Origin of the sequence: Streptomyces sp. NPDC057854 (assembly GCF_042797055.1) — a bacterium.
Classification (GTDB): domain Bacteria; phylum Actinomycetota; class Actinomycetes; order Streptomycetales; family Streptomycetaceae; genus Streptomyces.
In genome coordinates, this window is the sequence record NZ_JBHVMF010000036.1 from 13,405 (window position 1) to 36,865 (window position 23,461).

Consider the following 23,461-nt stretch of genomic DNA (forward strand, 5'->3'; position numbering starts at 1 on the left):
AGTGGACCTTACGGGACGGACGCGGCCAGACTTCCCGCATGAGCACTCCGGGAACGCACCGCCCCTTCGGCCGCGCCCTCTGCGCGATGGTCACCCCCTTCACCGACTCCGGCGCCCTCGACCTCGACGCCGCCGGGAAGCTGGCCGCCCGGCTGGTCGGCGAGGGCTGCGACGGACTGGTCCTGAACGGCACCACCGGCGAGTCCCCCACCACCTCGGACGAGGAGAAGGCGGCGCTGATCCGGGCGGTGCGGGAAGCGGTCGGCCCGGCCCCGGCGCTGGTCGCCGGCGTCGGCACGGCCGACACCCGGCACACCGTGGAGCTGGCCCGGCAGGCGGAGGCGGCCGGCGCCGACGGGCTGCTCGTCGTCACCCCGTACTACAGCCGCCCGCCGCAGGACGCGGTCGCCGCCCACTTCCTCAAGGTCGCGGACGCCACCGGACTGCCCGTGATGGTCTACGACATCCCCGGCCGCACCGGCACCCGCGTCGAACCCGGCACGATGCGCCGGCTCGCCGCGCACCCGCGGATCACGGCCGTCAAGGACTGCTCCTGCGACCTGCTCGCCTCCGCCCGGCTGATCGCCGAGACGGGGCTGGCGTACTACTCCGGCAGCGAGGAGCTGAACCTGCCGCTGTACGCGGTCGGCGGCGCCGGCTACGTGAGCACGGTCGCGAACGTGGCGCCGCGCCCGTTCGCCGCCGTCCTCGACGCGTACGACGCCGGCGACACCGCGCTGGCCGCCCGGCTGCACGCGCGCACGCTGCCGCTGGTCGAGCGGATGATGGCGGCCGGGCTGCCCGGCACGGTCACCGTGAAGGCGCTCCTCGGCGGCCCGGTCCGGGAACCGCTGCGGCCCGCCGGCCGGGAGACGGCCGACGGGCTGCGCGCCCTGCTCGCGGAGCTGGATCAGGCGGCGTCGGTGGTGTAGGTCCGCCCGAGGATCGCCGCGTGCTCCAGGACGTCCTCCAGCGGGTCGTCGATCTGACCGGTGTGCAGGACGAGACTGGGGCCGTTCGTCACCGTCGGCCCGTTGTGCGTGTGCGTCTCGTCCGCCCGGGCGGCCCCCGCCGGCAGCAGCACCGCCGCGGCGGCCAGCACCCCGGCCACCATGGGCTTCGTCCTCATGTCGACTCCTCGCCTCGTCTCTCGGTGGAGCACTCCGCTCCGGGGTGCTCAACGCTCCGTGACGGGGTTCGGTTGCCCTCCGGTCGCGACGGCCTGCGCGCCGCCCTCCCCGGCCCGCCGGAGCGGGCCGGGGAGGGCGGGCGGGGCCGGACCGTCAGTTGTGGCTGTGCAGGATGTCGTTGAGGCCGCCCCAGACCGCGTTGTTCGGGCGGGCCTCGACGGCGCCGGTGACCGAGTTGCGGCGGAAGAGGATGTTCGACTGCCCGGACAGCTCGCGGGCCTTGACGATCTGCCCGTCGGGCATCGTGACCCGGGTGCCGGCGGTGACGTACAGGCCGGCCTCGACGACGCACTCGTCGCCGAGCGCGATGCCGACGCCCGCCTCGGCGCCGATCAGGCAGCGCTCGCCGATGGAGATGACCACGTTGCCGCCGCCGGACAGGGTGCCCATGGTGGAGGCGCCGCCGCCGATGTCGGAACCGTCGCCGACGACGACGCCGGCCGAGATGCGGCCCTCGACCATGGAGGCGCCGAGCGTGCCGGCGTTGAAGTTGACGAAGCCCTCGTGCATGACGGTGGTGCCGGCGGCGAGGTGGGCGCCGAGGCGGACCCGGTCGGCGTCGGCGATCCGGACGCCGGCGGGCACGACGTAGTCGGTCATGCGGGGGAACTTGTCGATCGAGGTGACCTGGAGGTGCAGGCCCTCGGCACGGGCGTTGAGCCGCACCTTCTCGACGTCGTCGACGGCGACCGGGCCGAGCGAGGTCCAGGCGACGTTGGCGAGCAGGCCGAAGACGCCGTCCAGGCTCTGGCCGTGCGGCTTCACCAGGCGGTGGCTCAGCAGGTGGAGACGGAGGTAGGCGTCGTGCGCGTCGAGCGGCTTCTCGTCCAGCGAGGCGATGACGGTGCGGACGGCGACCACCTCGACGCCGCGGCGGGCGTCCACGCCGATGGCCTTGGCGGCGCCCTCGCCGAGGGCGTTCACCGCCTCGTCCGGGGAGAGGCGCGTGGTGCCGGCCGGGCCGGGCGCCTCGGTGAGCTCGGGGGCGGGGAACCAGGTGTCGAGAACGGTGCCGTCGCCGGCGACGGTGGCGAGGCCGGCGGCGACGGCGCCGGTGGTACGGGGAGCAGTGGTGGTCATGACGGAAAACCTAACCGGCGAGGCCCCGCGCGGGCCAACCGGTCTCAGGTGCCGGTCGGGCCGCCCGGAGCTTCCGACGAGGCCCCGGTCCCGCCGTTCGGCGCTTCGTTCAGGATCCGGGCGATCATCTCCCGGGCGTAAGCCTCGTCGTAGGGCGTGCCGGTGAGCAGGACCTGGAGGGCGATGCCGTCCATCAGGGCGACCAGGGCGCGGGCGGTGGTCCGCCCGGTGTGCGGGGCGAGCGCGGTGACGGCCTCCTCGGCCCATGCGGCGGCGACGGGCCGCAGCGCGGGGCGGCGCAGGGCGGCGAGGTGGAGCTCGTACTCCCGTTCCGCCTGGGCGCGTTCGGCCCCGAGCCGGCCGCCGAGCAGCCGGGCGAGCCCGTCGGCGAGGGTGCCCGCCGGGTGGGCGGGCCGGGTGCGCAGCTCCTCGGCGAAGCCGGCGCCGGCCTTGCGGAGGGCGGCGACGAGGAGGTCGTCGAGGGAGCCGAAGTGGTAGGTGGTGGAGCCGAGCGGCACGTCGGCCTCGGCGGCGGCGGTGCGGTGGCTGAGCGCGCCGATCCCGTCCCGGCGCACCACCGCGAGGGCGGCGTCCACGATCCGGTCGCGCCGCCCGGGGTCGTACCGCCGGGGCCGGGCCATCAGTGCGCCCCGCCCAGGTTGAGGACGGCGACGCCGGCGATGATGAGGACGATCCCGGCGATCTTGGCGAGGCTGAGGGTCTCGCCGAGGAAGAGGATCCCGATGCCGGCGACGGCGGCGGTGCCGACGCCGGACCAGATGGCGTAGGCCGTGCCGACCTGGAGGGTCTTGAGGGCCTGGGCGAGCAGCGCGAAGGCGACGAGGTAGCCGGCGCCGGTGACGACCGAGGGCCAGAGGCGGGTGAAGCCCTCGCTGTACTTCATGGAGGTGGTGGCGATGATCTCGGCCGCGATGGCCCCGGCGAGCAGTCCGTAACCCATGCGTCCGAGGGTATCCGTCGTTGTGTACGGGCGTACACAAGGCGGGCCGATACCGTGTGCGCATGACTCACCCCTCTGGGCCGTACGGGTACGGCTACGCTCCCGCGCCGCCTTCCAGGCCCGGCGTGATACCGCTGGCGCCGCTCGGGCTCGGCGACGTGATGGTCGGCGCCTTCGACACGTACCGCCGGCACGGAAAGGTGCTCCTGGGCGTCGCGCTGGCCAGTTACGCGGTGGCCGGCGTGCTGATCGTCGTGGTCGGCCTGGCCGCCTGGGCCGCCCTCGCCGACCGGTACGAGCGCTGGGCGGACGCTCCGGCCCGGGACGGCGCCGTGCCGGACCTGACCGCGCTCTTCGTCGGCGTCGGCGCCGTCTGGCTGGCCTGCGCCGTGGGACTGCTGTTCGCCACCGCGCTGCTGTACGCCGCCGTGGCGGTGGTGGTGCAGGAGGCCGTGGTCGGCCGGGCGATCGGCTTCGGGGCGGTGTGGCGGCGGGCCTGGTCCCGGGTGGGGGCGACGCTCGGCTCGCTCGTCCTCACGGCCCTGGCCGCCCTCGTCCCGATGCTGCTCTTCCTGGTCGGGCTCTGTCTGATGCTGGCCGCGCTGCTCGTGAGCATCGCGAGCGAGCGGGAGCTCACCGGCGACGGCACCGGTCTCGCGGTCGCCGGCCTGCTGGTGCTGCTGCTCAGCACCGCCACTCTGCCGGTCGCCGTCTGGATCTTGGTGAAGTTCAGCCTCGCCCCGGCCGCCGCGGTGATCGAGTCGGCGGGCCCGCTGACCGCGATGCGCCGCTCGGCGGAGCTGGTGCGCGGCTCGTGGTGGCGGATCCTCGGCTACACGCTGGTGATGGTGCTGATCGTCTCCGCCGTCTCGTTCACGGTGCAGATGGGCGTCTCGCTGGTGACCCAGTTCTCGCTGTTCGCGGTCCCCGACGACGGTGCCCCGGGCACGGCCTTCGCCGCCGTCGGCGGCCTGATCGCGGCGGTCGGCCTGGTGCAGTTGCTCGCCCAGGCCCTGCTGGCCCCGCTGCAGCCGCTGGTCTCCGCCCTGCTCTACGTCGACCAGCGCATCCGCCGGGAGAACCTGGCCCCGGCGCTGGCCGCCGAGGCGGCCGTCTGACGGCACCCGCGCGCACGGGAAGAGGCCCCCGGCGGTGTGCCGGGGGCCTCTTCCCATACGGTCGATCTCAGACGTTGAAGCCGAGCGCGCGCAGCTGCTCGCGGCCGTCGTCGGTGATCTTGTCCGGGCCCCACGGGGGCATCCAGACCCAGTTGATGCGCAGCTCGTTGACGATGCCGTCGGTGGCCGCGCGGGCCTGGTCCTCGATGACGTCGGTCAGCGGACAGGCCGCCGAGGTCAGCGTCATGTCGAGCGTCGCGATGTTGGCGTCGTCGATGTGGATGCCGTAGATCAGGCCGAGGTTGACGACGTCGATGCCCAGCTCGGGGTCGACGACGTCGTACAGCGCCTCGCGGATCTCTTCCTCGGTGGCCGGCTTGAGCGCGGCCTCGGTGTTCTCAGTCATGCCGACTTCCTCTCCGCGTCACCCAGGGCCTGGGCCGTCGCGTCCTTCCACGCCATCCAGCTGAGCAGCGCGCACTTCACCCGGGCCGGGTACTTGGAGACGCCGGCGAACGCCACCGCGTCCTCCAGCACCTCCTCCATGGCGTCGTCCGGCTCGATCTGGCCCTTGGACTGCATCAGCTCCAGGAAGGTCTCCTGGATCCGCCGTGCCTCGGCCAGCTCCTTGCCGACCAGGAGGTCGTTGAGGACGGAGGCCGACGCCTGGCTGATGGAGCAGCCCTGGCCCTCGTACGACACGTCCTCGATCCGGTCGCCGTCGTACTTCACGCGGAGCGTGATCTCGTCGCCGCACGTCGGGTTGACGTGGTGCACCTCGGCGTCGCCGTCCCGCAAGCCCCGCCCGTGCGGGTGCTTGTAGTGGTCCAGGATGACGTCCTGGTACATCGAATCCAGCTTCACAGGTCAGCCGCCCTATCCGAAGAAGTTACGGACGTGCTCCAGCCCCTCGACCAGGGCGTCGACCTCGGCCGGAGTGGAGTACAGGTAGAACGACGCCCGCGTGGTCGCAGGAATTCCGTACCGCAGGCAGACCGGCCGCGCGCAGTGGTGGCCGACCCGGACCGCGATGCCCTGCTCGTCCAGCACCTGCCCCACGTCGTGGGGGTGGATGTCCCCGAGCGTGAAGGAGATCGCGGCGCCGCGGTCCTCGGCCGTGGTGGGGCCGATGATCCGCAGGTCGGGGACCTCCTGGAGGCGGCGGACGGCGTACTCGGTGATCGCGTGCTCATGGCGGGCGATGTTCTCCATGCCGATCGCCGACAGGTAGTCCACGGCCGCGCCGAGGCCGACGGCCTGGGCGATCGGGGGCGTACCGGCCTCGAACTTGTGCGGGGCCGGCGCGTAGGTGGAGGAGTGCATCGAGACGGTCTCGATCATCTCGCCGCCGCCGAGGAAGGGCGGCAGGTCCTCCAGGAGTTCCTGCCGTCCCCACAGCACGCCGATGCCGGTGGGGCCGCACATCTTGTGGCCGGTGAAGGCCACGAAGTCGGCCTGGAGCGCCTGCACGTCCAGGACCATGTGCGGGGCCGCCTGGGAGGCGTCGATGCAGACGAGCGCACCGACCTCCTGGGCGCGCCGGACGATGGTCTCGACCGGGTTCTGGGTGCCGAGCAGGTTGGAGACCAGCGTGAAGGAGACGATCTTCGTCTTCTCCGTGATGACCTCGTCGATGTTCGACAGGTCGAGACGGCCGTCGTCGGTGAGGCCGAACCACTTCAGCTTCGCGCCGGTGCGCTGCGAGAGCAGCTGCCACGGGACGATGTTGGAGTGGTGCTCCATCTCCGTGATGGCGATCTCGGTCTCGTGGTCGACCCGGTAGGGGTCCTCGGCCCAGCCGAGCATGTTGGCCACGAGGTTGAGCGACTCGGAGGCGTTCTTGGTGAAGATCACCTCGTTGCGGCTCGGCGCGTTGATGAAGGCGGCGACCTTGTCACGCGCGCCTTCGTACAGCGCGGTGGCCTCCTCGGCGACCGTGTAGACGCCGCGGTGGACGTTGGCGTTGTGCCGCTCGTAGTACGCGTTGAGCGCGTCGAGGACCTGGCGCGGCTTCTGCGAGGTCGCCGCCGAGTCCAGGTACACGATCTTCTTGCCGTCGTGGACCGTGCGATCCAGCAGCGGGAAGTCCTTGCGGATCGCCTCGGTGTCGAGGAGGCCGGTCAGCCCCTGATGGGCGGAAGTCACGCGGATGCGCCACCCTTCACGTACTTGTCGTAGCCCTCGTTCTCCAGCTGGTCGGCGAGCTCGGCGCCGCCGGACTCGACGATGCGGCCGTTCGCGAACACGTGCACGAAGTCGGGCTTGATGTAGCGCAGGATGCGCGTGTAGTGGGTGATCAGCAGGGTGCCGACCTCACCGGTCTCGCGGACGCGGTTGACGCCCTCGGAGACGATGCGCAGGGCGTCGACGTCGAGGCCGGAGTCGGTCTCGTCGAGGATCGCGATCTTCGGCTTGAGGAGCTCCAGCTGGAGGATCTCGTGGCGCTTCTTCTCACCGCCGGAGAAGCCCTCGTTGACGTTGCGCTCGGCGAAGGCCGGGTCCATGGAGAGCTTCTCCATGGCCTCCTTGACCTCCTTGACCCAGGTGCGCAGCTTGGGGGCTTCACCGCGGATGGCGGTGGCGGAGGTGCGCAGGAAGTTGGAGACCGAGACGCCGGGAACCTCGACCGGGTACTGCATGGCGAGGAAGACGCCGGCGCGGGCGCGCTCGTCGACGGACATCTCCAGGACGTCCTCGCCGTCGAGGGTGACGGTGCCGCCGGTGATCGTGTACTTGGGGTGGCCCGCCAGGGAGTACGCCAGGGTCGACTTGCCGGAGCCGTTGGGGCCCATGACCGCGTGGGTCTCGCCCTGCTTGATGGTCAGGTCGACGCCCTTGAGGATCTCGCGGGGGCCGTTCTCCGCCTCGACGGAGACGTGCAGGTCGTGGATTTCGAGCGTTGCCATGGGTGACTCAGGACTCCTGGGTGACGGAGACGAGCACATCGTCCCCTTCGATCTTTACGGGGTACACGGGGACGGGGCGCGTCGCGGGAAGGCCCGACGGCTTGCCGGTACGGAGGTCGAAGCTGGAACCGTGCAGCCAGCACTCGATGGCGCAGTCCTCGACCTCGCCCTCCGAGAGGGAGACGTTGGCGTGCGAGCAGATGTCGTTGATCGCGAACACCTCGCCCTCGGTGCGGACGACCGACACCGGCGTGCCGTCGACCTCGACCCGCTTCGGGGTGTCGGCCTCCAGCTCGCTCAGCGCGCAGACTCGGACGAAGGCCATCAGACGGACGCCTCCAGCTCGGCGTCGACCTTGGCGATCAGGCGCTCCTCGACGTCCGGGAGGCCGATCTGCTGGACCAGCTCGGCGAAGAAGCCGCGGACGACGAGGCGGCGGGCCTCGGTCTCCGGGATGCCGCGGGCCATCAGGTAGAAGAGCTGCTCGTCGTCGAAGCGGCCGGTGGCGGAGGCGTGGCCGGCGCCGGCGATCTCGCCGGTCTCGATCTCCAGGTTCGGCACGGAGTCGACCCGGGCGCCGTCGGTGAGGACGAGGTTCCGGTTGAGCTCGTAGGTGTCGGTGCCCTCGGCGGCGGCCTGGATGAGGACGTCGCCGATCCACACCGCGTGCGCGTCCTGGCCCTGGAGCGCGCCCTTGTAGGCGACGTTCGAGGTGCAGTGCGGGGTGTTGTGGTCGACGAGGAGGCGGTGCTCCTGGTGCTGGCCGGCGTCGGTGAAGTACAGGCCGAAGAGCTCGGCCGAGCCGCCGGGGGCGGAGTAGCTGACGCGCGGGTGGAGGCGGACGACGTCACCGCCGAAGGTGACGACGACCGACTTGAAGGAGGCGTCGCGGCCGAGGAGCGCGTTGTGCTGGGCGACGTGGACGGCGTCCTTGTCCCAGTCCTGCACGGAGACGACGGTGAGCTTGGCGCCGTCGCCGAGGACGAAGTCCACGTTGGCGGCGAGCACCGCGTCACCGGTGTGGTCGATGACGACGACGGCCTCGGCGAAGGCGCCGAGCTCGATCACCTGGTGGCCGAAGGCGACGCCGCCCTGGCCGTGCACGGCGACGCGGATCGGCTCGGAGAGGACGGCCTCCTTGGCGACGGTGACGACCGACGCCTTCTCGAAGGAGGAGTACGCCTGGGCGGCGACGCGGTCGACCGGCTTGCCGGCCTTGCGCAGCCGCTCGTCGTCGCGGCCGACGGTCTCCACGGTGACGCCCTCGGGGGCCTCGATCTCGACCCGGACGCCCTCGCCGGTGGCGACGGCGGTGCCGTCGTGCAGACCGCGGAGGCGGGCGAGCGGGGTGAACCGCCACTCCTCCTCGCGGCCGTGCGGGACGGGGAAGTCCGCGACGTCGAAGGACGGCGGGGCGCTCATGCGGGTGGCGACGGTGGACTCGGCGGCCACCGCGATCGAGCCCGCGGTGGTGGAGCCCGCGGGGATGTTCTGAGCCTCAGCCATGGCTGTCGTCTTGCTCTCTTCCTGCGTAAAGAATCAGTCGCTGCGGTACGGGCGGGGCGGTGGCGGTCCTAGCCGACCGCGCCTTCCATCTGCAGCTCGATCAGCCGGTTCAGCTCCAGCGCGTACTCCATCGGCAGCTCCTTGGCGATCGGCTCGACGAAGCCGCGGACGATCATCGCCATGGCCTCCTGCTCGGTCAGGCCGCGCTGCATCAGGTAGAAGAGCTGGTCCTCGGAGACCTTGGAGACGGTGGCCTCGTGGCCCATGGTCACGTCGTCCTCGCGCACGTCCACGTAGGGGTACGTGTCGGAGCGGGAGATGGTGTCGACGAGCAGGGCGTCGCAGAGGACGTTGGACTTGGCGCCGGGGGCGCCCTCGCCGATCTCGATGAGGCCGCGGTAGGAGGTGCGGCCGCCGCCGCGCGCCACCGACTTGGAGACGATGGACGACGAGGTGTTCGGGGCCATGTGGACCATCTTGGCGCCGGCGTCCTGGTGCTGGCCCTCGCCCGCGAAGGCGATGGACAGGGTCTCGCCCTTGGCGTGCTCGCCCATCAGGTAGACGGCCGGGTACTTCATGGTGACCTTGGAGCCGATGTTGCCGTCGACCCACTCCATGGTGGCGCCCTCGTAGGCGACGGCGCGCTTGGTCACCAGGTTGTAGACGTTGTTCGACCAGTTCTGGATCGTCGTGTAGCGGCAGCGGCCGCCCTTCTTCACGATGATCTCGACGACCGCGGAGTGCAGCGAGTCGGAGGAGTAGATCGGGGCGGTGCAGCCCTCGACGTAGTGGACGTAGGCGTCCTCGTCGACGATGATCAGCGTCCGCTCGAACTGACCCATGTTCTCGGTGTTGATGCGGAAGTACGCCTGGAGCGGGATCTCGACGTGCACGCCCTTCGGCACGTAGATGAACGATCCGCCGGACCACACGGCCGTGTTCAGCGAGGCGAACTTGTTGTCGCCGACCGGGATGACGGTGCCGAAGTACTCCTTGAAGAGCTCCTCGTGCTCCTTCAGCGCGGTGTCGGTGTCGACGAAGATGACGCCCTGCTCCTCCAGGTCCTCGCGGATCTGGTGGTAGACGACCTCGGACTCGTACTGGGCGGCGACACCGGCGACGAGGCGCTGCTTCTCCGCCTCCGGGATGCCGAGCTTGTCGTACGTGTTCTTGATGTCCTCCGGCAGGTCCTCCCAGGACTCGGCCTGCTTCTCGGTGGACCGCACGAAGTACTTGATGTTGTCGAAGTCGATGCCGCCGAGGTCGGAGCCCCAGGTCGGCATGGGCTTCTTGTCGAAGAGGCGCAGACCCTTGAGACGCAGCTTCAGCATCCACTCGGGCTCGTTCTTCTTCGAGGAGATGTCGCGGACGACGTCCTCGTTCAGACCGCGCTTGGCCGCGGCGCCGGCCGCGTCGGAGTCGGCCCAGCCGTACTCGTACCGACCCAGGCCCTCGAGCTCGGGGTGGCTGATCTCGGTGGTCATGCGGGGTTCCTCCCGGCCGTGCTTGCGGATGCTGATTCGGTGGTCTGTGGGGTGCTGTGCGGGATGAACGTGGTGCAGACGCCGTCGCCGTGGGCGATGGTGGCCAGGCGCTGGACGTGCGTTCCCAGGAGGCGGGAGAAGATCTCCGTCTCCGCCTCACACAGCTGGGGGTACTGCTCGGCGACGTGGGCGACCGGGCAGTGGTGCTGGCAGAGCTGCTCGCCGACCGGCGCGTTGCGCGCAGTGGCAGCGTACCCGTCCGCCGTCAGGGCCTTGGCCAGCGCCTCGGCCCGCCGCTCCGGCTCGACCGACTCCACGGCCTCGCGGTAGGCCTCGGCCTGGGCCTCGATCCGGTCGCGGGCGAAGGCGGCGACGGCCGCCTCTCCCCCGGCGTTCCGCTCGATCCAGCGGAGCGCCTCGACGGCGAGGGAGTCGTACGACTGGTCGAACGCGTCCCGGCCGCAGTCGGTGAGCGCGAAGACCTTGGCAGGACGGCCGCGGGTGCGGGCTCCGTAGACCCGCTTCTCGCGGGCCTCGACGACCTGCTCGGCGACGAGCGCGTCGAGGTGCCGGCGGACGGCGGCCTGGGTGAGCCCCAGCCGCTCCGCGAGGTCGGCCACGGTCGACGGGCCGTGGTCCAGGATGGAGCGCGCGACCCGGTTGCGTGTGGACCGCTCTCGGGTCGCGAGTTCCTCCGCCGGAGCCGCGCCAAGGTTTTTCACAACGCCATTGTTGCGTAATTAATCGGGCAGTGACAAGCCGCGCCGGACACGGCCGCGATGGCGTGCGTCACTCAGGTAAGGCTTACCTGACCTGCGGAAATGATCATTCATGGGATGAATCCCGGACCCGGCCGGACGCGCCCCTCCCGCTCTCTCCTAGACTTCCCGGCATGCGAAACGCGTCCGCCGACAGGACCGCCCCCGCCGTCCGCGTCCGCGGCCTGGTCAAGCGGTACGGCTCCAAGACCGCCGTCGACGGCCTCGACCTCGACGTGCGCACCGGCACGGTCACCGCCGTGCTCGGCCCCAACGGCGCCGGCAAGACCACCACCATCGAGACCTGCGAGGGCTACCGCAGGCCCGACGCCGGCACCGTCCGCGTCCTCGGCCTCGACCCGGTCGCCGACGCCGCCGCCCTCCGCCCGCGCATCGGCGTGATGCTCCAGTCCGGCGGCGTCTACTCCGGCGCCCGCGCCGACGAGATGCTCCGCCACGTGGCGAAGCTGCACGCCCACCCGCTCGACGTCGACGCCCTGATCGAACGCCTCGGCCTCGGCTCCTGCGGCCGGACGGCCTACCGACGGCTCTCCGGCGGCCAGCAGCAGCGGCTCGCCCTCGCCCTGGCCGTCGTCGGCCGCCCCGAACTCGTCTTCCTCGACGAACCCACCGCCGGCCTCGACCCGCAGGCCCGCCGCGCCACCTGGGACCTCGTCCGCGAACTGCGCGCCGACGGCGTCACCGTCGTCCTCACCACCCACTTCATGCAGGAGGCCGAGGAACTCGCCGACGAGATCGCCATCGTCGACGGCGGCCGGGTCGCCGCCCAGGGCAGCCCCGAACAGCTCTGCCGCGGCGGCGCCGAGAACACCCTCCGCTTCACCGGCCGCCCGGGCCTCGACCTCGGCTCCCTGCTCAAGGCGCTCCCGGACGGCACCGAGGCCGCCGAACCGCTCCCCGGCTCGTACCGGATCACCGGCACCGTCGACCCCCAGCTGCTCGCCACCGTCACCACCTGGTGCGCGCAGCACGGCGTCATGCCCGACGGCATCGCGGTCGAGCGCCACACCCTCGAAGACGTTTTTCTTGAGCTGACCGGCAAGGAGCTGCGCGCATGAGCGCCGGTACGTACGCCCCGAAGCCGGGCGCCGCCCCCGTCGGCCGCATGATCGCGGCCCAGACGGCCCTGGAGACCCGGATGCTGCTCCGCAACGGCGAGCAGCTGCTCCTCACGGTGATCATCCCGTCGCTGCTGCTGGTGCTCTTCTCGACCGTGGACGTCGTCGACACGGGCGCCGGCGAGGCCGTCGACTTCCTCGCCCCGGGCGTCCTCGCGCTCGCCGTGATGTCCACCGCCTTCACCGGCCAGGCCATCGCCACCGGCTTCGAGCGCCGCTACGGCGTCCTGAAGCGGCTCGGCGCCTCTCCCCTGCCCCGCTGGGCCCTGATGACCGCGAAGACGCTCTCCGTCCTGGTCACCGAGGTCCTCCAGGTCGTCCTGCTGACCGGCATCGCGCTCGGCCTGGGCTGGTCGCCGCACGGCGACCCGTTCTCCGTCCTGCTCCTTCTGGTCCTCGGCACCGCCGCCTTCTCCGGCCTCGGGCTGCTGATGGCCGGGACGCTCAAGGCCGAGGCCACCCTCGCCGCCGCCAACCTGGTCTTCCTGCTGCTCCTGGTCGGCGGCGGGGTGATCGTCCCGCTGGAGAAGTTCGGCGCGGCCGGCGACGTGCTGGCCCTGCTGCCCATCGCGGCCCTCTCCGACGGCCTCAGGGACGTCCTCCAGGGCGGCGCGGGCATGCCGTGGGCGGACGCCGGGATCCTCGCCGTCTGGGCCGTCCTGGGGCTCGGCGCGGCCGCGAAGTTCTTCCGCTGGGAGTAGCCGCGGGGGCTCAGAGGGTGACGTTTCCCGACAAGCCACCCCTCGTGAAAGCGTGCACAAACCCCCGCCTACGATAGGGCCCGTGCAGACCCCCCTCGCCTTCATCGCCCAGCGCTGGACTCCGTCCCCCCGGACGCTCCGGCGCGCCGCGCTCTCCGCCGTCGTGATGAGCGTGCTCATCATCGTCACCGGTGGCGCGGTCCGGCTGACCGGTTCCGGTCTCGGCTGCGACACCTGGCCCAAGTGCACGGACGACAGCCTCTTCGCCACGCCGGAACAGGGCCTCCACGGGGCCATCGAGTTCGGCAACCGGATGCTGACGTACGTCCTGTCGGCGGCCGTCGGCTGGGCGATCATCGCCGCCCGCTCGACCAAGCCCTGGCGGCGGAACCTCACCCGCTGGGGCTGGGCCCAGTTCTGGATCGTGATGAGCAACGCCGTGCTCGGCGGCATCACCGTCTGGATGGGCCTCAACCCGTGGACCGTGGCCGGCCACTTCCTGGCCGCGAACGCGCTGCTCACCGTCACCGTGATCACCTGGCACCGGGCCGGCGAGGGCGACACGCCCGCGCGCCCGCGCGTGCCGGGGCCGGTACGGAAGCTGTCCTGGGCGATCACGCTCGTGTCGGCCCTGCTGATCGTGCTCGGCACCACGGTGACCGGCGCGGGCAAGCACGCGGGCGACAGCAGCGACGTGCCCCGGATGCCGTGGGACTGGACGGACGCCGCGCACCTCCACGCGATCGCCGCCTGGGCGGTCTGCGCCCTCGCGGTCGCGATGTGGCTGGTCCTGCGCGTGGTGGACGCCCCCGACGACACCCGCGCCCGCGCCCGCGACCTGCTGGTCGTGCTGCTGCTCCAGGGCGGCATCGGTTACGTCCAGTACTTCACCGGCGTCCCGGAGCTACTGGTCGGCGCCCACATGCTCGGCTCCTCGCTGATGTGGATCGCGGTGCTGCGGCTGGCCCTGAGCCTGCGCGAGCGCCCGCTGCCGACGGCCGGCGTCCCGGCCCAGGCGGACCCGGAGCTGGCCGCGGCGTGAGCCGGGCGGCTCACCCCAGCCGGTAGACCCGCGTCGCGTTCTCCGCGGCCAGCATCGCGGCGACCCGCTGCGCGTCCGCGCGCGACCAGGCGCCGTCCAGCACCCAGGTGCCCAGCACCCGGTCGAGGGCGGCCCGGAAGGCGCCGGCCGCGACCACGTGCAGCTCGGGCAGGGCGCGGGCGCCGCTGGAGTAGAGCAGCTTGCCGAACGGGGCCAGCTCCAGGACCTCCGCGAGGACGTCCGCGGCCCGGGCCCCGGTGTGCGCCAGGGCGGCGCTCAGGTCCGCGTAGACGTGCGGGTACGCCCCCGCCATCCGGGCCGCGGTCCGGTGGTGCGGGGAGCCGTGCAGCAGGACGAGGTCGGCGCCGAGCCCGGCGGTGGCCGCGGCGAAACCGGCCAGCGCGGCCGGGTCCCGGTCGGCGGTGTGCAGCTGCAGCGGGCGCCCCGCGCCCACCGCCAGCCACAGCAGGTGGCGCAGGAGCACCGGCGAGTCGAGGGGGCCCTTCGCGGGCCGGTCGGCGAGCCAGCGGCCGGCGGCCCGGCGGGCCTCGCCGCGGCCGGGCGGGCGGGCGTCGGCGGCGAGGCCGCAGCGCGCGGCGGCGGCCGAGGAGAAGGCGACCGAGTGGACGGCGGCGTCCTGGACGGCCTCGGTGAGGTTGGCGAGGAAGCCGTCGACGGTCCCGGAGGTGTCGGCGACCTGCTCGGCGAGGGGTTCCAGGCGGACGATCTCGTGGGCGCGCGCGCCGCCCGCGGCGGCGAGTTCGGCGGGCCCGGTGAGGTCGTCGGGGAGGCCGGTGTCGACGAGGTACGTGGCGACGCCGGCGCCCCGCAGCAGCCGGCGGGCGGTCTCGGCGACGCCCAGCTCGCGGCGGCGGGCCAGATAGCGGGCCGGCGGGCAGTGGGCGTCGAGCCCGAGCAGCGGCGGGCACCAGCGGCGTACGGCGAAACCCGTCTGGGTGTCGAAGAAGGTGGTCCCGGACGCGGGCAGGACGGCGGCCGGGCCGAGGTGGGCCTCGAAGGTGCCGAGGCCCAGTTCCGTCCGGAGCAGCCCGTGGCAGTACTGGTCCACCAGGCGCGGCGTGTCGATCATCTCGGGGCTCCCCTGCGTGGGCGTGTCTCCACACGTCCTAACGGGTGAGCCCGCGCGAGGTTGTTGCCTGGCGCCGGCGCGGTGGGCCGGTTCAGGCGTTGGCGGGGCCGCCGAGCTGGATGCCGGCCATCCGGGTCCACTCGTAGGGGCCGGTGACGACCTTGGCGGCGAACTCGCCGTCGAACTCGTCGTGCAGCGTCAGCCCGGCCTGCTCGGCCGCCTGCTGGGCGATCGCGTACGTGGGGGCCACCAGGTCGCCCCAGCCGCCGTCCTCGCCGACGAGGACGATCCGGGTGCCGGCCTGGCCGATGTGGGCGAGCTGGCCCTCGACGCCGCCGTGCTCCTTGCCGAAGGCGCGGATCTCCTTGGCCAGCTTGGCCGCCTTGCGCCCGTCGCGGGGCGCGACGGCCGTGGTCTCTTCCTTGGTGTCTGCCATGACAAGGATGCTACCGAGGGGTAGATCGACTGACGACGGCCGGGCCGCGTGGTTCAGCCCACACGGCCCGGCCGTCGCCGGAGGTCGTACGCCCGGTGCGTCTAGCGGAGGAAGGGGTCCACCGCGACCGCCACGAAGAGCAGCGAGACGTAGGTGATGGACCAGTGGAAGAGGCGCATCTCCTTGAGCTTCGCGCCGGTGACCTCGGCCTTGGCGCGGTTCAGCAGGGCGTGCGCCTCCCAGAGCCACCAGCCGCCGGTGGCCAGGGCGACGGCGGTGTAGAACCAGCCGGTGTAGCCCATCGGGGTGAGGAGCAGCGAGACCGCGACCATGACCCAGCTGTAGACGACGATCTGCTTGGCGACGACCTTGTTGGAGGCGATCACCGGGAGCATGGGCACGCCCACGCGCGCGTAGTCCTCCTTCACCTTCATGGACAGCGGCCAGTAGTGCGGCGGCGTCCAGAAGAAGATGACCATGAAGAGGACGACGGCGGCCCAGGACATCGAGTTCGTGACCGACGACCAGCCGATGAGGACCGGCATGCAGCCGGCGATGCCGCCCCAGACGATGTTCTGCGCGGTGCGCCGCTTCAGGATCATCGTGTAGATCACGACGTAGAAGAGGAGCGCGCCGAGCGAGAGCCACGCGGAGAGCCAGTTGACCAGCAGGCCGAACCAGAGGGTGGAGACGACGGCCAGGGTGATGCCGAAGACCAGGCCCTCGCGCGGCGACACCATGCCGGTGACCAGCGGGCGCTGCGAGGTGCGGTCCATCAGCGCGTCGATGTCGCGGTCGATGTACATGTTCAGCGCGTTGGCGCCGCCGGCCGAGAGGTAGCCGCCGAAGCAGGTGGCGAGCACCAGCCACAGGTCCGGCACGCCCTGTTCGGCGAGGAACATCACCGGAACGGTGGTGATGAGCAGCAGCTCGATGATCCGCGGCTTGGTCAGCGCCACGAATGCCTTGACGCGGGCCCCGAACGGCCGATGGCCCCCCGGGCCGGAAGCCAAGACGACCCCTGCGGGTCGGGACTCGACGGCCGTCACGCACACCCCTGACAGAGAAATTCCCAGCAAGTTCCCCGGATAAAGGCGGGGTGAAACTTGCGCGTACCACGCCACTGTAGACGTTGCCCAGACGCCGATCTTCGCGGGGGTGGGGTCGTGTTGGCGGGGGTCACCCGCGGGTGTGCCCGGGGCCCCGTATCAAGGGGCGGACACGGTTCGGCGCGCCGCTCGGGAGGCGAACCCGCGCGGGCGTTGGCAGTCTTGCCATGTCCGCTCATTTGAGGGGCATGGACACGAAAAGAGGGGGCTTTTTCGGGGGTAGGCTCGACACCGCCGGTACACCCTCAGTCACCGGCTACAGACCATGTGGAGAGGAGCCCTGACCCAGGGTGAGCACTAAGCCGACCACCACAGACCTCCAGTGGACCGAATTGGACCAGCGGGCCGTCGACACCGCCCGCATCCTGGCCGCGGACGCCGTACAGAAGGTCGGCAACGGCCATCCGGGTACGGCGATGAGCCTCGCGCCGGCCGCGTACACCCTCTTCCAGAAGGTGATGCGCCACGACCCGTCCGACCCCGAGTGGGTGGGCCGGGACCGGTTCGTGCTGTCCGCGGGCCACTCCTCGCTGACCCTCTACACCCAGCTGTACCTGGGTGGCTTCGGTCTGGAGCTGGACGACCTCAAGGCGTTCCGCACCTGGGGCTCGAAGACCCCGGGCCACCCCGAGTACGGCCACACGGCCGGCGTGGAGACGACCACGGGCCCGCTGGGCCAGGGCGTCGCGAACGCCGTCGGCATGGCGATGGCCGCCCGCTACGAGCGCGGTCTGTTCGACCCGGAGGCGGCCCCCGGCACCTCCCCGTTCGACCACCGCGTCTACGTGATCGCCGGCGACGGCTGCCTCCAGGAGGGCATCTCCGCCGAGGCGTCCTCGCTCGCGGGCCACCAGAAGCTCGGCAACCTGATCCTGCTGTGGGACGACAACCACATCTCGATCGAGGGCGACACCGAGACCGCCGTGTCCGAGGACACGATGAAGCGGTACGAGGCGTACGGCTGGCACGTGCAGCGCGTGGAGCCGCAGGAGAACGGCGACCTGGACCCGGCGGCCCTGTACGCGGCGATCCGCGCGGCCGAGGCCGAGACCGAGCGCCCGTCGTTCATCGCGATGCGCTCGATCATCGCCTGGCCTGCGCCGAACGCGCAGAACACCGAGGCCGCGCACGGCTCGGCGCTCGGCGACGAGGAGGTCGCGGCCACCAAGCGCGTGCTGGGCTTCGACCCGGAGCGGAGCTTCGAGGTCTCCGACGAGGTCATCCGGCACACCCGCGCGCTGGGCGAGCGGGGCCGCGAGGCCCGCGCCGCGTGGGACAAGCAGCTCTCCGAGTGGCGTGCGGCCAACCCGGAGCGGGCCGCCGAGTTCGACCGGATCCAGGCGAACGAGCTCCCCGAGGGCTGGGAGGGGAAGCTCCCGGTCTTCGAGGCGGGCAAGAGCGTCGCCACCCGTGCCGCCTCGGGCAAGGTCCTGCAGGCGCTGGGCGAGGTCCTCCCCGAGCTGTGGGGCGGCTCGGCCGACCTCGCGGGCTCGAACAACACGACGATCGACAAGGCGTCGTCCTTCCTCCCCGAGGGCAACCCGCTGCCGGAGGCGAACCCGTACGGCCGCACGATCCACTTCGGCATCCGCGAGCACGCCATGGCCGCGGAGATGAACGGCATCGCGCTGCACGGCAACACCCGCATCTACGGCGGCACCTTCCTGGTCTTCTCGGACTACATGCGCAACGCGGTGCGCCTGTCGGCCCTGATGCACCTGCCGGTGACGTACGTGTGGACGCACGACTCGATCGGTCTCGGCGAGGACGGCCCGACCCACCAGCCGGTTGAGCACCTGGCCGCGCTGCGCGCGATCCCGGGTCTGAACGTGGTCCGCCCGGCCGACGCCAACGAGACGGCGATCGCCTGGCGCGAGATCATGAAGCGGCACACCCGGGAGTACCTGAAGGGCGCCCCGCACGGTCTGGCGCTGACCCGTCAGGGCGTGCCGACGTACGCGCCGAACGAGGACGCGGCCAAGGGCGGCTACGTGATGTTCGAGGCCGAGGGCGGCTCGCCCGAGGTCGTGCTCATCGCGACCGGTTCCGAGGTGCACCTGGCCGTCGAGGCCCGCGAGCAGCTGCAGGCGGCCGGCGTCCCGACCCGCGTGGTGTCGATGCCGTCCGTGGAGTGGTTCGAGGAGCAGGACCAGGCGTACAAGGACTCCGTCCTGCCGCCGTCGGTGAAGGCGCGCGTGGCGGTCGAGGCCGGTGTCGGCCTGACCTGGCACAAGTACGTCGGCGACGCCGGCCGGATCGTCTCGCTGGAGCACTTCGGTGCCTCGGCCGACGCCAAGGTCCTCTTCCGCGAGTTCGGCTTCACCCCGGAGGCCGTCGTCGCCGCCGCCCGGGAATCGATCGACGCCGCCGCGCGCTGACGCCCATACGTACGACTTTTGGAGATGCAACTCTCATGACAGACGCTCTCAAGCGCCTCTCCGACGAAGGCGTCGCGATCTGGCTGGACGACCTGTCCCGCCAGCGGATCACCTCCGGCAACCTGGCCGAGCTCATCGACCAGTCCCACGTCGTCGGCGTGACCACCAACCCCTCGATCTTCCAGAAGGCGATCTCCGAGGGCCACGGCTACGACCAGCAGCTGGCCGACCTGGCCGCCCGCAAGGTCACCGTGGAAGAGGCCATCCGCATGATCACGACGGCGGACGTCCGCGACGCCGCCGACATCCTGCGCCCGGTCTTCGACGCGACCGACGGCCAGGACGGCCGGGTCTCCATCGAGGTCGACCCGCGGCTGGCCCACGACACGGCGGCCACGATCGCCGAGGCGAAGCAGCTGGCCTGGCTGGTGGACCGGCCGAACACCCTCATCAAGATCCCCGCGACGAAGGCCGGCCTGCCGGCGATCACCGAGGTCATCGGCCTCGGCATCAGCGTCAACGTGACGCTGATCTTCTCGCTGGAGCGCTACCGCGCGGTCATGGACGCCTACCTGGCGGGTCTGGAGAAGGCCCGCGAGCGCGGCCTGGACCTGTCGAAGATCCATTCGGTGGCGTCCTTCTTCGTGTCCCGAGTGGACACCGAGATCGACAAGCGCCTGGACGGCATCGGCACCGACGAGGCCAAGGCCCTCAAGGGCAAGGCCGCGCTCGCCAACGCGCGCCTGGCCTACGAGGCGTACGAGCAGGTCTTCTCGGACTCCTCGGAGCGCTGGGCGGCCCTGGACAAGGCGCAGGCCAACAAGCAGCGTCCGCTGTGGGCCTCGACCGGCGTCAAGGACCCGGCGTACAAGGACACGCTGTACGTGGTCGACCTGGTCGCCCCGGGCACCGTGAACACCATGCCGGAGGCGACCCTGGAGGCCACCGCCGACCACGGCGAGGTCACCGGCGACACCGTGCGCGGCACGTACGACTCCTCCCGCGAGGTCCTGGAGGCCGTCGCGAAGCTGGGCATCGGCTACGACGACGTGGTCCAGCTGCTGGAGGACGAGGGCGTCCAGAAGTTCGAGGCGTCCTGGAACGACCTGCTGGGCTCGACCGAGGCGGAGCTCAAGCGCCTCGCCCCCTCGGAGGGCTGACCACAGTGAGCACCGTCGACGGAGCCAACCCGCTCCGTGACGCCGCAGACCGACGGCTCCCGCGCATCGCGGGGCCGTCGGGCCTGGTCATCTTCGGCGTCACGGGCGATTTGTCCCGTAAGAAGCTGATGCCCGCCGTCTACGACCTGGCCAACCGCGGCCTGCTGCCGCCGGGCTTCTCGCTCGTCGGCTTCGCCCGCCGCGAGTGGCAGGACGAGGACTTCGCGCAGGAGGTCCACGACGCGGTCAAGCAGCACGCCCGCACCCCCTTCCGCGAGGAGGTCTGGCAGCAGCTGATCCAGGGCATGCGGTTCGTCCAGGGCGACTTCGACAGCGACGAGGCGTTCGAGCAGCTCAAGGACACCATCCACGAGCTGGACAAGGCGCAGGGCACCGGGGGCAACTTCGCCTTCTACCTGTCCGTGCCGCCGAAGTTCTTCCCGCTCGTCGTGCAGCAGCTGAAGAAGCACGGCCTGGCCGACCAGAAGAACGGCTCCTGGCGCCGCGCCGTCATCGAGAAGCCCTTCGGCCACGACCTGGCCTCCGCCAAGGAGCTCAACGAGGTCGTCCACGAGGTCTTCCCGCCCGAGGCGGTCTTCCGCATCGACCACTACCTCGGCAAGGAGACCGTCCAGAACATCCTGGCGCTCCGCTTCGCCAACACCCTCTTCGAGCCGATCTGGAACCGGTCGTACGTCGACCACGTGCAGATCACCATGGCCGAGGACATCGGCATCGGCGGCCGGGCCGGCTACTACGACGGCATCGGCGCCGCCCGTGACGTCATCCAGAACCACCTGCTCCAGCTGCTCGCGCTGACCGCGATGGAGGAGCCCGCCTCCTTCGACGCCGACGCGCTCGCCGCGGAGAAGACCAAGGTGCTGGGCGCCGTCCGGCTGCCCAAGGACCTGGCGAAGTCCACCGTCCGCGGCCAGTACGCGGCCGGCTGGCAGGGCGGCGCGAAGGCCGTCGGCTACCTCCAGGAAGAGGGCATCGACCCCCAGTCGAAGACCGACACCTACGCGGCGGTCAAGCTGGAGATCGACAACCGCCGCTGGGCGGGCGTCCCCTTCTACCTGCGCACCGGCAAGCGGCTCGGCCGCCGGGTCACCGAGATCGCGGTGGTCTTCCAGCGCGCCCCGCACTCCCCCTTCGACCACACGGCGACGGAGGAGCTGGGCCGCAACGCCATCGTCATCCGGGTGCAGCCGGACGAGGGCGTCACCGTCCGCTTCGGCTCCAAGGTGCCCGGCACCCAGATGGAGATCCGGGACGTGTCGATGGACTTCGCCTACGGCGAGTCCTTCACCGAGTCCAGCCCCGAGGCGTACGAGCGGCTCATCCTGGACGTCCTGCTCGGCGACTCCAACCTCTTCCCGCGCGTGGAGGAGGTCGAGCTGTCCTGGAAGATCCTCGACCCGATCGAGCGGTTCTGGGACACGCACGGGAAGCCCGCCCAGTACGAGTCCGGGACCTGGGGTCCGGTCGAGGCGGACGAGATGCTCGCACGAGACGGCAGGAGCTGGCGCCGGCCATGAAGACCGACCTGACGGACACCACGTCCTCCAAGATCAACAAGGCGCTGGTGCTCGGGCGGCGGGCGATCGGCACCCCGGCCGTCGGCATGGTGCTCACCCTCGTCATCGTCACCGACGAGGAGAACGCCTACGACGCGCTGAAGGCGGCCAGCGAGGCCTCCCGCGAGCACCCCTCGCGGACCCTCGTGGTGATCAAGCGGGTCTCGCGCTCGCCGCGGGACCGCGCCAACACCCGGCTCGACGCCGAGGTCCGCCTCGGCGCCGACGCCGGCTCCGGGGAGACGGTCATCCTCCGGCTGTACGGCGAGGTCGTCGACCAGGCCCAGTCGGTGGTGCTGCCGCTGCTCCTCCCGGACGCCCCCGTCGTCGTCTGGTGGCCGGTGAACGCGCCGACCGACCCGGCGAACGACCCGCTGGGCGCCCTCGCCCAGCGCCGGGTGACCGACACGTACGCCGCCGAGCAGCCCATCGAGGAGCTCATCGCGCGCGCGGACACCTACACCCCCGGCGACACGGACCTGTCGTGGACCCGGATCACCCCGTGGCGCTCGATGCTGGCCGCCGCGCTCGACCAGGTCCGCTGCAGGGTGACCTCGGTCGAGGTGGAGGGCGAGGAGTTCAACCCGAGCGTCGAACTGCTCGCGATGTGGCTGGCCGAGCGGCTGAAGGTGCCGGTGCGGCGCTCCAGCTCCGGCGGGCCGGGCCTCACCTCCGTACGCCTGGAGACCAGCGCGGGGCCGATCGTGCTCGACCGGCCCGACGGTTCGCTCGCGACCCTCTCCATAGAGGGCCAGCCGGACCGGGCGGTGGCGCTCAAGCGGCGCGAGACGTCCGAGCTGATCGCGGAGGAGCTGCGCCGGCTCGACCCGGACGACACCTACGCGGCGGCGCTGAAGTACGGCCTGGAACGGCTCGACGAAGAGGCGGCGATCACCGCCCCCGCGCCCGAGGAGCCGGTCGACGTCACGGCGGCCGCCGCCGTGACCGGGGCGGAGGCCGAGCCGGCCGAGGAGCCGGCGAAGAAGGCTCCCGCCAAGAAGGCCCCCGCGAAGAAGGCGGCGGCGAAGTGAGCGCCCCCCGGCTGGTGGTCCACCGGGACAAGGAGCTGATGGCCCAGGCCGCGGCGGCCCGGCTGATCACCCGGATCGTGGACGCCCAGTCCGCCCGCGGCACGGCCTCCGTCGTGCTGACCGGCGGCCGGAACGGCAACGGGCTGCTCGCCGCGCTCGGCACCGCGCCGGCCCGGGACGCGGTCGACTGGTCGCGGCTCGACCTGTGGTGGGGCGACGAGCGGTTCCTGCCCGAGGGCGACCCCGAGCGGAACGTCACCCAGGCCCGCGAGGCGCTGCTCGACCGGGTCCCGCTGGACCCGCGCCGGGTGCACGCCATGCCGGCCTCGGACGGCCCGCACGGGGACGACGCGGATGCCGCCGCGGCGGCCTACGCGGCCGAGCTGGCCGCCGCGGCCGGCCCGGACGGGCGGGACGGCGTCCCGGCCTTCGACGTGCTGATGCTGGGCGTCGGCCCGGACACCCACGTGGCCTCGCTCTTCCCCGGGCTGCCGGCGGTCCGGGAGACCGGCCGGACGGTGGTCGGGGTGCACGACGCGCCCAAGCCGCCGCCGACCCGGATCTCCCTGACGCTCCCGGCGATCCGGGCGGCGCGCGAGGTGTGGCTGCTGGCGGCCGGCGAGGACAAGGCGGAGGCCGCGGCCTTCGCGCTGTCCGGCCCGGACCCGGTGGAGGCCCCGGCGGCCGGCGCCCGCGGCACCGCGCACACGCTGTGGCTGATGGACGCGGCGGCGGCCTCCAGGCTGCCGGCCGGCCTGCACCCGCCGGTCTCCGCCTGACGGAGCCTCACCCACG

General features: G+C 71.9%; 25 protein-coding genes. 10 read left to right on the forward strand and 15 right to left on the reverse strand.

Annotation, left to right across the window (positions count from 1 at the left end; translation table 11 throughout):
- Positions 1-38: 38 nt before the first annotated feature.
- Positions 39-932, forward strand: a complete 894-nt coding sequence (gene dapA / locus ACFVQZ_RS34360; protein WP_030492823.1) for a 4-hydroxy-tetrahydrodipicolinate synthase — start codon at positions 39-41, stop codon at positions 930-932.
- Here dapA and ACFVQZ_RS34365 read toward each other — a convergent pair.
- The 4 genes from ACFVQZ_RS34365 to ACFVQZ_RS34380 all read right to left on the reverse strand — a co-directional run bounded on the left by ACFVQZ_RS34365 (position 911) and on the right by ACFVQZ_RS34380 (position 3,282).
- Entirely contained in the window at positions 911-1,129 is a 219-nt protein-coding gene (locus ACFVQZ_RS34365) for a hypothetical protein (protein WP_030492824.1), read from the reverse strand. The genes dapA and ACFVQZ_RS34365 overlap by 22 nt on opposite strands.
- A 154-nt stretch (positions 1,130-1,283) precedes the next feature.
- The gene (gene dapD, locus ACFVQZ_RS34370; RefSeq protein WP_383628742.1) at positions 1,284-2,270 is read right to left on the reverse strand and encodes a 2,3,4,5-tetrahydropyridine-2,6-dicarboxylate N-succinyltransferase; all 987 of its coding nucleotides are present in this window, start codon (positions 2,268-2,270) and stop codon (positions 1,284-1,286) included.
- 44 nt (positions 2,271-2,314) lie between these two features.
- Positions 2,315-2,911, reverse strand: coding sequence for a TetR family transcriptional regulator (locus ACFVQZ_RS34375; protein ID WP_030492826.1), 597 nt, complete (start codon positions 2,909-2,911; stop codon positions 2,315-2,317).
- Positions 2,911-3,282, reverse strand: coding sequence for a DMT family transporter (locus ACFVQZ_RS34380; protein ID WP_383628772.1), 372 nt, complete (start codon positions 3,280-3,282; stop codon positions 2,911-2,913). The genes ACFVQZ_RS34375 and ACFVQZ_RS34380 overlap by 1 nt, the downstream gene beginning before the upstream one ends.
- Positions 3,283-3,293: 11 nt before the next feature.
- On the opposite strand from ACFVQZ_RS34380, the gene ACFVQZ_RS34385 reads away from it, so the two are divergent.
- The gene (locus tag ACFVQZ_RS34385; RefSeq protein ID WP_383628744.1) at positions 3,294-4,349 is read left to right on the forward strand and encodes a hypothetical protein; all 1,056 of its coding nucleotides are present in this window, start codon (positions 3,294-3,296) and stop codon (positions 4,347-4,349) included.
- 67 nt (positions 4,350-4,416) lie between these two features.
- Here ACFVQZ_RS34385 and ACFVQZ_RS34390 read toward each other — a convergent pair whose 3' ends face one another.
- From ACFVQZ_RS34390 to ACFVQZ_RS34425, 8 genes are all read right to left on the reverse strand, one after another.
- Positions 4,417-4,755 carry a metal-sulfur cluster assembly factor gene (locus ACFVQZ_RS34390; protein ID WP_030492829.1) on the reverse strand — a complete coding sequence of 113 codons (339 nt, stop codon included), beginning with the start codon at positions 4,753-4,755 and terminating at the stop codon, positions 4,417-4,419.
- Positions 4,752-5,213, reverse strand: a complete 462-nt coding sequence (gene sufU, locus ACFVQZ_RS34395) for a Fe-S cluster assembly sulfur transfer protein SufU (RefSeq protein WP_030492830.1) — start codon at positions 5,211-5,213, stop codon at positions 4,752-4,754. The genes ACFVQZ_RS34390 and sufU overlap by 4 nt, the downstream gene beginning before the upstream one ends.
- 12 nt (positions 5,214-5,225) lie before the next feature.
- On the reverse strand, positions 5,226-6,494 hold the full coding sequence (locus tag ACFVQZ_RS34400; protein WP_030492831.1) for a cysteine desulfurase: 1,269 nt from the start codon (positions 6,492-6,494) through the stop codon (positions 5,226-5,228).
- Positions 6,491-7,255, reverse strand: coding sequence for a Fe-S cluster assembly ATPase SufC (gene sufC, locus ACFVQZ_RS34405; protein ID WP_030492832.1), 765 nt, complete (start codon positions 7,253-7,255; stop codon positions 6,491-6,493). The genes ACFVQZ_RS34400 and sufC overlap by 4 nt, the downstream gene beginning before the upstream one ends.
- Before the next feature lie 7 nt (positions 7,256-7,262).
- Entirely contained in the window at positions 7,263-7,580 is a 318-nt protein-coding gene (locus tag ACFVQZ_RS34410; RefSeq protein ID WP_030492833.1) for a bifunctional 3-phenylpropionate/cinnamic acid dioxygenase ferredoxin subunit, read from the reverse strand.
- On the reverse strand, positions 7,580-8,761 hold the full coding sequence (sufD, locus tag ACFVQZ_RS34415) for a Fe-S cluster assembly protein SufD (RefSeq protein WP_030492834.1): 1,182 nt from the start codon (positions 8,759-8,761) through the stop codon (positions 7,580-7,582). Before sufD ends, ACFVQZ_RS34410 begins: the two co-directional genes overlap by 1 nt.
- 68 nt (positions 8,762-8,829) lie before the next feature.
- A complete protein-coding gene (gene sufB / locus ACFVQZ_RS34420) occupies positions 8,830-10,245 on the reverse strand; it encodes a Fe-S cluster assembly protein SufB (RefSeq protein WP_030492835.1) in 1,416 nt (471 codons plus the stop codon).
- Positions 10,242-10,967 (reverse strand): metalloregulator ArsR/SmtB family transcription factor, encoded by a 726-nt coding sequence (locus ACFVQZ_RS34425; protein ID WP_030492836.1) that lies wholly within the window; start codon positions 10,965-10,967, stop codon positions 10,242-10,244. The genes sufB and ACFVQZ_RS34425 overlap by 4 nt, the downstream gene beginning before the upstream one ends.
- A gap of 170 nt (positions 10,968-11,137) precedes the next feature.
- On the opposite strand from ACFVQZ_RS34425, the gene ACFVQZ_RS34430 reads away from it, so the two are divergent.
- From ACFVQZ_RS34430 to ACFVQZ_RS34440, 3 genes are all read left to right on the forward strand, one after another.
- Positions 11,138-12,082: an ABC transporter ATP-binding protein gene (locus ACFVQZ_RS34430; RefSeq protein ID WP_383628749.1), complete on the forward strand. Its 945-nt coding sequence runs from the start codon at positions 11,138-11,140 to the stop codon at positions 12,080-12,082.
- On the forward strand, positions 12,079-12,843 hold the full coding sequence (locus ACFVQZ_RS34435; protein WP_030492838.1) for an ABC transporter permease: 765 nt from the start codon (positions 12,079-12,081) through the stop codon (positions 12,841-12,843). The genes ACFVQZ_RS34430 and ACFVQZ_RS34435 overlap by 4 nt, the downstream gene beginning before the upstream one ends.
- A gap of 82 nt (positions 12,844-12,925) precedes the next feature.
- Positions 12,926-13,885, forward strand: a complete 960-nt coding sequence (locus ACFVQZ_RS34440) for a COX15/CtaA family protein (RefSeq protein ID WP_030492839.1) — start codon at positions 12,926-12,928, stop codon at positions 13,883-13,885.
- Positions 13,886-13,895: 10 nt separating this feature from the next.
- Here ACFVQZ_RS34440 and ACFVQZ_RS34445 read toward each other — a convergent pair whose 3' ends face one another.
- From ACFVQZ_RS34445 to ACFVQZ_RS34455, 3 genes are all read right to left on the reverse strand, one after another.
- On the reverse strand, positions 13,896-14,975 hold the full coding sequence (locus tag ACFVQZ_RS34445; RefSeq protein ID WP_030492840.1) for an amidohydrolase family protein: 1,080 nt from the start codon (positions 14,973-14,975) through the stop codon (positions 13,896-13,898).
- 91 nt (positions 14,976-15,066) lie between these two features.
- Positions 15,067-15,411: a hypothetical protein gene (locus ACFVQZ_RS34450; protein WP_030492841.1), complete on the reverse strand. Its 345-nt coding sequence runs from the start codon at positions 15,409-15,411 to the stop codon at positions 15,067-15,069.
- Between the two features lie 101 nt (positions 15,412-15,512).
- Positions 15,513-16,466, reverse strand: a complete 954-nt coding sequence (locus ACFVQZ_RS34455) for a heme o synthase (protein WP_383628752.1) — start codon at positions 16,464-16,466, stop codon at positions 15,513-15,515.
- 344 nt (positions 16,467-16,810) lie between these two features.
- Between ACFVQZ_RS34455 and tkt the strand changes: the two genes are divergently transcribed.
- The 5 genes from tkt to pgl are packed head-to-tail and all read left to right on the forward strand — an operon-like array spanning position 16,811 to position 23,445.
- Positions 16,811-18,898, forward strand: coding sequence for a transketolase (gene tkt / locus ACFVQZ_RS34460; RefSeq protein WP_030492843.1), 2,088 nt, complete (start codon positions 16,811-16,813; stop codon positions 18,896-18,898).
- Between the two features lie 35 nt (positions 18,899-18,933).
- Positions 18,934-20,058: a transaldolase gene (gene tal / locus ACFVQZ_RS34465; protein WP_030492844.1), complete on the forward strand. Its 1,125-nt coding sequence runs from the start codon at positions 18,934-18,936 to the stop codon at positions 20,056-20,058.
- Positions 20,059-20,063: 5 nt separating this feature from the next.
- On the forward strand, positions 20,064-21,596 hold the full coding sequence (zwf, locus tag ACFVQZ_RS34470) for a glucose-6-phosphate dehydrogenase (protein ID WP_030492845.1): 1,533 nt from the start codon (positions 20,064-20,066) through the stop codon (positions 21,594-21,596).
- Positions 21,593-22,666, forward strand: a complete 1,074-nt coding sequence (opcA, locus tag ACFVQZ_RS34475; RefSeq protein WP_383628755.1) for a glucose-6-phosphate dehydrogenase assembly protein OpcA — start codon at positions 21,593-21,595, stop codon at positions 22,664-22,666. Before zwf ends, opcA begins: the two co-directional genes overlap by 4 nt.
- Positions 22,663-23,445, forward strand: a complete 783-nt coding sequence (pgl, locus tag ACFVQZ_RS34480; protein WP_030492847.1) for a 6-phosphogluconolactonase — start codon at positions 22,663-22,665, stop codon at positions 23,443-23,445. The genes opcA and pgl overlap by 4 nt, the downstream gene beginning before the upstream one ends.
- Positions 23,446-23,461: the final 16 nt, after the last annotated feature.